Origin of the sequence: Streptomyces sp. NPDC051776 (assembly GCF_040681345.1) — a bacterium.
Taxonomy (GTDB): Bacteria; Actinomycetota; Actinomycetes; order Streptomycetales; family Streptomycetaceae; genus Streptomyces.
The window spans coordinates 455,998-464,507 of sequence record NZ_JBFAYQ010000001.1 but is presented as its reverse complement, the minus strand read 5'-3'; the positions used below and the strand labels follow the sequence as shown (position 1 = coordinate 464,507).

The window sequence follows — 8,510 nt, the reverse complement described above, 5'->3', positions numbered from 1 at the left end:
AGAAGAAGGGCAGTAGAGGCGGCAGGCCCGTCAGGCATGACATCGAGTTCTACAAGGAACGGAACACTGTCGAGCGTGCGATCAACAAGATGAAGGCGTGGCGAGGCATAGCCACGCGCTATGACAAGACCCCGGGGAGCTACCTTGCCGGCCTACACCTCCGCGCCTCGATGATCTGGATCAAGGACCTCACGCGAGCCGCCCCTTGATCACGACCAAATACGCTCCCTAGCACTGCAGCCCAGTTGCTCCCGGCCGGGAGCGCGTACGGGCGAAAGCCCCCGAAATCGTCACTGCGGGGGCCCTCGCCGTTCACGACGCCGTACGAGGAGGCCGACGGTCGCGTGTGCCCGGCCGCCCGTCGGACCACGGTCCAGCCAACAAGCGCGGACCTCAGGCCAGCAGTTACGTCTGGCCCACCGGTCACGTCAGGCCACCCGTCGCGTCAGCACGCGCGGCCCGTCAGGCCACCGGTACGTCAGGCCCCCCTCCCACCAGCACGCGCGGACCGTCAGGCCATTGGTCACGTCGGGCACGTCGGCCCACCGGCCCCGCCAACAAACGCGTACCGTCAGGCCGCCGATCACGTCGGACCCACTGGTCACGCCGGACCCACCCCTCACGCAAGGCCACTGGTCACGTCGGGCCACTCGGTCACGCTGACGCGCCAACGCGTGCCGCGACGCCGCCCGTTGGCATCACGTATCACGATCACGCCGAAGACCTGCGGTCGTGCCGGCCCTCGCCGCCGCGCCGGCCGTCAGTGACCCGCGTCCGCCCCTGGACCGCCCGGAGTCTTCGCCGGATCGGGCCCCGCAGCTGCCACCGCCTCGTCGTAGATGTCCGGCTCGAGATAAATCAGGCGGGCCGACGGGACCGCCGTACGGATACGCTCTTCGGCCGCGTCGATCGCATCCGCCACCTGCTCGGCCGTGGATTCGGGCCGCACCGCGATCTTCGCCGCGACGAGGATCTCCTCGGGGCCGAGGTGCTGGGTGCGCATGTGGATGAGACGGGTGACCGCCTCGCCGTCGACCGCCGCCTCGCGGATCGTGTTGTCGATCTCCGCGCCCGCCGACTCCCCGAGCAGCAGTGACTTGGTCTCCGCCGCCAGCACCAGCGCGATCAGGATGAGGAGCGCACCGATGAACAGGGTGCCGATGCCGTCCCAGATGCCGTCGCCCGTGGCGATCGCGATGGCGACACCGATCAGCGCCAGGATGAGTCCGACCAGCGCGCCGAGGTCCTCGAGCAGGACGACGGGCAGCTCGGGCGCCTTGGCGCGGCGCACGAACTCCGTCCACGACTGCTCGCCGCGCAGCGTGTTGGACTCCCTTATGGCCGTGCGGAAGGAGAACGTCTCGGCGATGATCGCGAAGACGAGGACCCCGATCGGCCAGTACCAGTCGTCGATCTCGTGCGGGTGCTTGATCTTCTCGTAGCCCTCGTAGAGGGCGAACATGCCGCCGACAGAGAAGAGCACGATCGAGACGAGGAAGGCGTAGATGTAGCGCTCGCGGCCGTAACCGAAGGGGTGCTCCGGGGTGGCCTTCCGCCGGGCCTTCTTGCCGCCGACCAACAGCAGCGCCTGGTTGCCGGAGTCCGCGAGCGAGTGCACGCCCTCGGCCAGCATCGACGACGAGCCGCTGAAGGCGAACGCCACGAACTTCGCTGCCGCGATGGCCAAGTTGGCGCCCAGCGCCGCGACGATCGCTTTCGTTCCGCCTGATGCACTCATGAGTGCCTGGTGTCCCTTCCGTCGGCTCGCCCGGGGGCTTTGCTCCCCTTTTACTGACCGGACATTGTTGCAGCCCGGCCGACGGCCGTCGCCAGGTACCCGGATCAAGACCGTACGGGCGGATCCCGGCGGGCAGAAGTGCCTTCCATCGCCCACACCCGGCCCGCACAAATCCATGCAAACCGCATAGTTTACACAAACTACATAAGGAGGTACGAGCGAGACAGCCCTGCCTGCATACACCCCGAGTCGTCCTGAGTCGTCCCGAGACACCCAGGGCATGCGATATGTCGCTCTTCGTCAGACCGCCACCGTCGCGCGGAAGACCGTGCCCTTGCCCGTGAGGACGGCCTCCTCACCAGCGGGAACGAAGGCCGACTCGCCCTGCCCCAGCCGCAGTTCATCCGTAGCGGACCGCAGCACGGCCGACCCCTCGCTGCACAGGAGGATCTGCGGAGTGCGGGACGGGATGCGGCGCCGATCCCCCTCCTCCGTCAGGACGTAGCGCGACAGCCGGAACTCCTCGATCGGCGTCTCGTACCTCTCCTCGCCCTCGACGGATCCGGGCCTCAGCACCCCCGGCTCGGTGGCCTCGAAGCGCACGATGCGCAGGAGTTCGGGTACGTCGACGTGCTTGGGCGTGAGGCCGCAGCGCAGCACATTGTCGGAGTTGGCCATGATCTCGACGCCGAGCCCTCGGAGGTACGCGTGCGGCACGCCCGCGCTCAGGAAGAGGGCCTCACCGGGCTGCAGCGTCACGTGGTTGAGCAGCATGGCCGCGATCACGCCAGGATCGCCGGGGTAGTGGCGGGCGAGGGAGGCGTAGGCGGCGTACGCGTTCTGGAGCGGCCCGTCAACGTCCGCGAGCCGTTCTGCCGCGGCGGCGGCCTGCGCGGCCGTCTCGGCCATGGCAACCGGGTCTGCGGAGAGGAGGGCGGTGAGGACCTCGCGGAGTGCGTCGGCCTCCGGCTGGGCGTGGAGGATGTCGACGTACGGCTTGAGCGAGTCCACGTCCAGACTCGCGAGCAGGCCCGCGGCCTCCCGCTCGGGGCGGAAGCCGCACAGCCCCTCGAAGGTCGTGAGGGCACAGATCAGCTCGGGCTTGTGGTTGGCGTCCTTGTAGTTGCGGTGCGGGGCGTCGATCGGAACGCCGCGCTCCTCCTCGTCTGCGTGACCGGCCCTGGCCTGCGCGAGGTCGGGGTGCACCTGAAGGGAGAGGGGGGCGTCGGCCGCGAGGACCTTGAACAGGAACGGCAGCCGGGGCCCGAACCGGTCGAGGACGGCCTTGCCCAAGTGGCCCTCGGGGTCGGCCGCGATCGCCTCGGAGAGCGCCAGGGGGCCCGCGCCGCGGTCGACCCGGGACGGGGCGCCGGGATGTGCGCCCATCCACAGCTCGGCCTGCGGCTCGCCCGTGGGCTCGACGCCGAGGAGCTGCGGGATGGCAGTGGTCGAGCCCCAGGCGTAGGGGCGCACGGTGTTGGCGAGTCGGTCCATGCGGTGAAGTCCTGACTTCCGTACGTGATTTGGCCCGGCCCGTGGGCCGGCGACGTGGTCGCTGGTGGCCGGGCCGGCGGTCGGTGGTGTCGCACGCCGACCGCGGGTGGGGTCCCGTGCACGCTCCGGGCGGGGGGTCAGTCGATCCTGCGGAACCTGCGGACCTGCGGGGTGTCCGCGGGTCCTGCCCGTCCTGCGGGTCCTGCCCGTCCTGCGGGTCCTGCCCGTCCTGCGGACCCAGCGGGCACGGCAGACCCGGCGGACTCGGCAGTCTCGGCAGACCCGGCAGTCTCGGCGGACCCGGCAGTCTCAGCGGGTCCTTCGGAACCAGCCGGTCCCTGCGGGTCGTACCGGATCAACCGTCCCTGTGGGGCGTGCCGTTCCACCTGCTGTGACGGCGACTGCTCATGTTCTCTCTCCTGATGCGAGCGCGAGGTAAACGGCGGCGAAATCTGTGATGGCGAGAAGTTCCGCGACCGCCTCGAGCGCGCTGCCGCCGGAGGGTTCGAGCTCGCTGACGGGAGTGTCGTGTCCGAGCGCGAGTTCGCGGGCGGTCGGCGTCGGCGAGTGGCTGCCGAGTTCGGCGCGCTCACGGAGCAGCACCACGCGCGCGTGCAGCGCCTGCGGCTCCTCGACCCGGTCGCGGAAGAAGTCGTCGGGGTCGGCCGCCGCGGCGAAGGCTCCGGCGAGGAGCGTGCCGTGGGCGGTCAGTGCCTCGGGCAGTTCGGCGACGAGCGCGGGACACCCTGCGACGACGGCGAGGGCATGCGCGAAGTGACGGGCGGCGACGCCGGCCACGGGGCCTTCGCTCCACAGCAGCGGAAGCGCGTCAGCCAGTTCGGCGGCGAGGGTCTTGGCCGGATTGGTGTACGTGGCGATGGCGGGGCCGCAACGCTCCGCAGTCTTGTCCAGGCGGTCGGCGACGGACTGGATCGCGGGCTGCGTCGCGGAGAACAGGCCGATCTTGTCCATGAGGACGAGCAGCGGCGTGAGCAGGGCCCACAGGGTCCCGGGGGGTCCGGCACCCGGTGCGGGGCGGAACCCGGGGTCCGGAAGCGGCTGGTCCTCGGGCACCTCCTCGTACGGCGCGGGGGCCAGCGGGACCACCAGACCGTGCCGGCCGCCCGCCTCCTCGGTGAGCGGGGAGCGGGGTGGCGTCACGGTGACCACCGCGCAGCCGCGGCGGTAGGCCTGCTCGATGAGCGCGGTGAGGCCGGGCTCGGTGCCGTCGGTGGTGAGGACGAGAAGCAGGTCGAGGGGGCCGGCCCAGCCGGGCAGCGTCCACAGCAGCGCGCCGGGGTCGGGAAGCGCGCCGGTCGGGCGGATGACGCTGACCGGGGTGTTGCCGCCCGCCAGTGCGGACAGCAGATCGGCGATGCATCCGGTGGTCGGGCCCGAACCTGCCAAGAGCAGCGCTCGCGGACGGCCGTCCGGCTTGAGATCGGCGAGCCCGGACTCGGCGGCGGCACGCGCGGCCGTGCGAACCCGGGCCCCCGATTCGGCCACGCCCCGCAGTAGACCGCGGGTATCCGAGCGGGCCAGCGCCTCGGGGGCGTCGAGCAACGACTCGTCGAGCATCGTGGTGAGCCTCCGATCGCCGGTGTGGCGGTGGTTCCGCGGGCCCGGCTGGTCCGTGCGGAGCCCGGCAGGTCCCCGTGGCCCGTTGATCGGGCCGGTCCTGACAGGGCCGGTCATGATTGGCCGGTCCTGATCGGGCCGATCCCTGATCAGGCCGGTACTGAACAGGCCGTTCCCTGATCAGGCCCGTCCCTGATCAGGCCGATCCCTGAGCAGGCGGTGTCTGATCAGGCCGGGCGGCGGGCCTCGTCGACGAGCAGGACGGGAATGCCATCGCGGATGGGATACGCCAGACCGCAGTCGGCTCCCGTGCACACCAGCTCGTCGGCGCCGGACTCCGCCTCGGAGGCCCCCTGGGTCTCACGGAGCGGGGAGTGGCACGCCGGGCAGGCGAGGATCTCGAGGAGACCGGCTTCGAGCGGCATGGTTGTCCCTTCGGATGGGCCCCTCCGGCCTGAAGGCGAGCGAGGGGTTCGGCCAGGCCAGCGTACCGCCGGGCCGCGGTGCGGGGGCAGCTCGGTTCGCGGTACGGGCGGGTGCGTGCGGGAGTCGAGGGCCCCTGCCGTCGGCGTCCTCCTCGCGTGGAGGCCGGGCGCCGGGACCCCGCAACAGCTGGGTGTGCGGCCGCGCGTGCGGGCCCGCGTCCCGTGCAACACGCCTGCGCAGCAGGTGCACGGGACACGCCTACGCCGGGCGCGCACGCGACACCCCTGCGCCCGGCGCGCACACGAGGCCCCTGCGCCGGGCCTGCACTCGATATGCCGGCGCAGGAGGTACGCCCCTATACGCGCCTCAGGCCCGGACGATCGCCAGGACCTCGTCGCGGACCTTCTCGGCCGTGGCGGCGTCCCTCGCCTCGACGTTGAGACGCAGCAGCGGCTCGGTGTTGGATGGCCGCAGGTTGAACCACCAGTCGGCCGTGGAGACCGTCAGACCGTCCAGCTCGTCGAGTTCCGCGCCGGGCCGCCCCTCGAACGCGGCCCTGACGGCGGCGGCGCGGCCCGCCTGGTCGTCGACCGTGCTGTTGATCTCGCCGGAGGATGCGTAGCGGTCGTACTGGGCCACCAGCGCCGACAGCGGGCCGTCCTGGCCGCCGAGCGCGGCGAGGACGTGCAGGGCGGCGAGCATGCCGGTGTCGGCGTTCCAGAAGTCGCGGAAGTAGTAGTGCGCGGAGTGCTCGCCGCCGAAGATCGCTCCGGTACGGGCCATTTCGGCCTTGATGAACGAGTGCCCGACGCGCGTGCGCACCGGGGTGCCGCCCTGCTCCTTGACCACCTCCGGGACGGACCAGGAGGTGATGCAGTTGTGGATGACCGTGCCACCGCCGTGCTTGGCCAGTTCACGCGAGGCGACGAGGGCGGTGATCGCCGACGGGCTGACCGGGGCGCCGCTCTCGTCCACGACGAAGCAGCGATCGGCATCGCCGTCGAAGGCGAGCCCGATGTCGGCGCCGGTCTCGCGGACCTTGGCCTGGAGATCGGTGATGTTCTTCGGATCGAGGGGATTGGCCTCGTGGTTGGGGAAGGTGCCGTCCAGCTCGAAGTACATCGGCACCAGGTCGACCGGCAGCCCTTCGAAGACGGTGGGCACGGTGTGGCCCCCCATCCCGTTGCCCGCGTCCACGACGACCTTCAGGGGCCGGATGGCGGTCAGGTCGACGAGTGAGCGGAGGTGGGCGGCGTAGTCGGTGAGGACGTCCCGCTGGGTGATCGTGCCGGGGGCCACGGCCGGTTCGGGCGCCCCGGAACCGGCCCAGCCCTCGACGAGGGAACGGATCTCGGCGAGACCGGTGTCCTGGCCCACGGGAGCGGCTCCGGCGCGGCACATCTTGATGCCGTTGTACTGCGCCGGGTTGTGGCTCGCGGTGAACATTGCCCCGGGCAGCCCGAGTTGACCGCTCGCGAAGTACAACTGGTCGGTCGAGCACAGCCCGATCTCTGTCACGTCCACACCACGGGCGGTCGCGCCACGCGCAAACGCCCGCGACAGGCCGGGCGAGGAGGGCCGCATGTCATGGCCGACGACGATCGCCTCCGCACCGGTCACCTGCGCGAACGCGGAGCCGAAGAGCTCGGCGAGCGACTCGTCCCACTGGTCCGGAACCACACCGCGTACGTCGTAAGCCTTTACGATCTGCGACAAGTCGGGCACGGCGCAGGCCTCCTGGAGTTCGGTGGGTGCACGATGTCTGTTCCCCGGCAGCACAGTACCCGTCGGGGGTGACAGACCGTGGAGGACGCCATCGCGGTTCGGAAGCGGTGAGTCGCGGTTCGGCGGGCCGTGGTTCGGAACCGTTGAGGAGCGGCGGACGCGAGCCAACACGCAGGGCCCTTCACAGCCGAGGCCGGGCCGTGTCCGGCGGGCGCACTCGGGGCCGGAGAGTTCCGGAGGCTCAGGAGCCGGCCATTCCGCCACGCTCAAAGCCCTGGACGGTCAGGTACTTCAGGGCTCGGGCGAGCGCAGGACGCGCAGGTGCCCGCGACGGGCGACCTCCATCGGGTCCGCCTGACGCCCGCCTCCCCCGCCGCCCGCACCGGCGGCGCGCTCCTGCGGACGGGCGGCTTCGCGTACGGCGTTGGCGAGCGCTTCGAGGTCGTCGCCCGTGGGGCGGGCGGGGCCCGGATCGACGGCGAGGCGTACGACGTCCCAGCCCCGGGGAGCGGTGAGGCGCTCCGAGTGCTCCGCGCACAGGTCGTAGCAGTGCGGCTCCGCATAGGTGGCGAGCGGTCCGAGGACGGCGGTCGAGTCCGCATAGACGTACGTCAGCGTCGCGACGGCGGGGCGGCCGCACGCGGTGCGCGAACAGCGACGTACAGGGCTCACGACGTTGGACGGTACCGCACTCTTGAGCGGGCCGCGACGACTCCCCAGGAGCTCACCCCGCCGTGTCGTTCCCCCCTCCGCAACCCGTCTGACCTGCGGACAACCTGACTGACCTGGGCGGAGCCAGGACCCCTCATCGGGTCCCGACGATGAATGCGGTCACCAGTCGATCCGAAAGGTGGCATTCGTCGTGAGATGCACGATCAATAGTGCGCCCAGAACCAGGCGCAACTATGGCTGAAATGTTCATCTACCGACATGGCGCGCACTGCCCCGGCCTGCGTCTCCCCCGGCCCGGGCGGGCGGCTACTCTCAGAGGTGATGGACAACCGCCTGCCACCCCGCCCGCCCGAGCCGCGACCCCGACGACGTGACCGCCATGGACGCGGTATGCGGGGACCGGTCGCTCCCCCTCAGGTGCCACTCGCGGTCAGCCGGGCGGAGGCGTTCATCGATCTCGTTCACGACTCGGTCGACCGGCTGGAGCGGCGCTGGCCGCAGCTCTCCGACGTGGACTTCATCGTGCGCGAGGTGCCTCCGCCGGTCAGCGCCGATCCGGACGGGGCAAGCCCCTGGGAGGCGGGCACGGTGCCGCTCGGCCGGCTGGTCACGGCCAAGGGCGGCCGTAACGCCCGCATCGTGATCTACCGGCGACCCGTCGAGATCCGCACCAAGAGCCGGGACGAGAGGGCCCTGCTCGTCCACGAGGTCGTGGTGGAGCAGGTCGCCGAACTGCTGGGCCTGGCACCGGAGTCGGTGGATCCGCGGTACGGACAGGACTGACCGGGCCCACGCCACCGCATCCGCCGCTGCGCCCGCCCGCCGCCCATCGGTCGTTCACGCGGATCAGGCACCGCGGACGTTCATGCGGATCAGC

At 71.2% G+C, this 8,510-nt stretch carries 7 protein-coding genes and 1 pseudogene; 2 read left to right on the top strand and 6 right to left on the bottom strand.

Annotated features, from left to right (window positions below):
• Window positions 1–209: pseudogene (locus AB0M26_RS02035) on the top strand (IS5/IS1182 family transposase); the annotation flags it as partial.
• 551 nt (window positions 210–760) lie between these two features.
• Here the strand turns inward: AB0M26_RS02035 and AB0M26_RS02030 are convergent.
• The 6 genes from AB0M26_RS02030 to AB0M26_RS02005 form a co-directional block, all read right to left on the bottom strand.
• Complete coding sequence (locus AB0M26_RS02030) at window positions 761–1,738, bottom strand: cation diffusion facilitator family transporter (protein WP_365252922.1); 978 nt, start codon at window positions 1,736–1,738, stop codon at window positions 761–763.
• 300 nt (window positions 1,739–2,038) lie between these two features.
• Window positions 2,039–3,232, bottom strand: coding sequence for a mannose-6-phosphate isomerase, class I (gene manA, locus AB0M26_RS02025; RefSeq protein ID WP_365252919.1), 1,194 nt, complete (start codon window positions 3,230–3,232; stop codon window positions 2,039–2,041).
• Window positions 3,233–3,637: 405 nt separating this feature from the next.
• Window positions 3,638–4,810 (bottom strand): SIS domain-containing protein, encoded by a 1,173-nt coding sequence (locus tag AB0M26_RS02020; protein WP_365253039.1) that lies wholly within the window; start codon window positions 4,808–4,810, stop codon window positions 3,638–3,640.
• 227 nt (window positions 4,811–5,037) lie between these two features.
• Window positions 5,038–5,235 carry a Trm112 family protein gene (locus tag AB0M26_RS02015; RefSeq protein ID WP_365252916.1) on the bottom strand — a complete coding sequence of 66 codons (198 nt, stop codon included), beginning with the start codon at window positions 5,233–5,235 and terminating at the stop codon, window positions 5,038–5,040.
• Between the two features lie 367 nt (window positions 5,236–5,602).
• Window positions 5,603–6,961: a phosphomannomutase/phosphoglucomutase gene (locus AB0M26_RS02010; RefSeq protein ID WP_365252913.1), complete on the bottom strand. Its 1,359-nt coding sequence runs from the start codon at window positions 6,959–6,961 to the stop codon at window positions 5,603–5,605.
• Window positions 6,962–7,252: 291 nt separating this feature from the next.
• A complete protein-coding gene (locus tag AB0M26_RS02005; protein WP_365253036.1) occupies window positions 7,253–7,681 on the bottom strand; it encodes a DUF3499 domain-containing protein in 429 nt (142 codons plus the stop codon).
• A 273-nt stretch (window positions 7,682–7,954) separates the two neighbouring features.
• Here AB0M26_RS02005 and AB0M26_RS02000 point away from each other — a divergent pair, with 273 nt between their 5' ends.
• Window positions 7,955–8,416, top strand: a complete 462-nt coding sequence (locus AB0M26_RS02000; protein ID WP_365252910.1) for a metallopeptidase family protein — start codon at window positions 7,955–7,957, stop codon at window positions 8,414–8,416.
• Window positions 8,417–8,510: the final 94 nt, after the last annotated feature.